General features: G+C 70.1%; 1 protein-coding gene. It reads right to left on the reverse strand.

All coding sequences use genetic code 11. From position 1 onward, the window contains the following. The coding region (locus JQK88_RS35415; RefSeq protein WP_203281220.1) for an autotransporter outer membrane beta-barrel domain-containing protein at positions 1 to 1,144 on the reverse strand (1,144 nt) is incomplete at both ends.

Raw genomic sequence — 1,144 nt, forward strand, 5'->3', positions numbered from 1 at the left:
GCTCCGGTCTCTCCCGTATCGCCCGTTGCTCCGGTGTCCCCTGTAGCTCCCGTCGCTCCCGTCTCCCCCGTAGCGCCCGTTGCTCCGGTATCGCCAGTAGCGCCCGTTGCGCCGGTATCGCCAGTAGCGCCCGTCGCACCGGTATCGCCAGTAGCGCCCGTTGCTCCGGTATCGCCGGTCGCGCCCGTTGCGCCGGTATCACCGGTCGCACCTGTGGCTCCGGTATCGCCGGTCGCGCCCGTGGCGCCGGTATCGCCGGTCGCACCCGTCGCTCCGGTATCACCAGTTGCTCCAGTGGCCCCGGTATCACCCGTGGCTCCAGTTGCCCCGGTATCACCCGTGGCTCCGGTTGCTCCGGTATCACCAGTTGCTCCAGTTGCCCCGGTATCACCCGTGGCTCCAGTTGCCCCGGTATCGCCAGTCGCACCAGTTGCTCCGGTATCGCCCGTGGCTCCGGTTGCCCCGGTATCGCCGGTCGCACCCGTGGCACCGGTATCACCCGTGGCTCCGGTGTCGCCAGTTGCACCAGTCGCGCCGGTATCGCCGGTCGCACCCGTGGCTCCGGTATCGCCAGTAGCGCCCGTTGCTCCGGTATCGCCAGTTGCACCAGTCGCGCCGGTATCGCCGGTCGCACCCGTGGCTCCGGTATCACCCGTTGCTCCGGTGTCGCCAGTTGCACCAGTCGCGCCGGTATCGCCGGTCGCACCCGTTGCTCCGGTATCGCCAGTAGCGCCCGTTGCTCCGGTATCGCCAGTAGCGCCCGTCGCACCGGTATCGCCAGTAGCGCCCGTTGCTCCGGTATCGCCGGTCGCGCCCGTTGCGCCGGTATCGCCGGTAGCGCCCGTCGCACCGGTATCGCCAGTAGCGCCCGTTGCTCCGGTATCGCCGGTCGCGCCCGTTGCGCCGGTATCACCGGTCGCACCTGTGGCTCCGGTATCACCGGTCGCACCTGTGGCGCCGGTATCGCCGGTCGCACCCGTGGCGCCGGTATCGCCGGTCGCACCCGTGGCTCCGGTATCGCCGGTCGCACCCGTGGCTCCGGTATCACCAGTAGCGCCCGTTGCTCCGGTATCACCAGTCGCGCCCGTCGCCCCGGTATCACCAGTAGCGCCCGTTGCTCCGGTATCGCCGGTCGCGCCCGTTG

The organism is Mesorhizobium caraganae (assembly GCF_016836705.1).
Classification (GTDB): domain Bacteria; phylum Pseudomonadota; class Alphaproteobacteria; order Rhizobiales; family Rhizobiaceae; genus Mesorhizobium; species Mesorhizobium caraganae.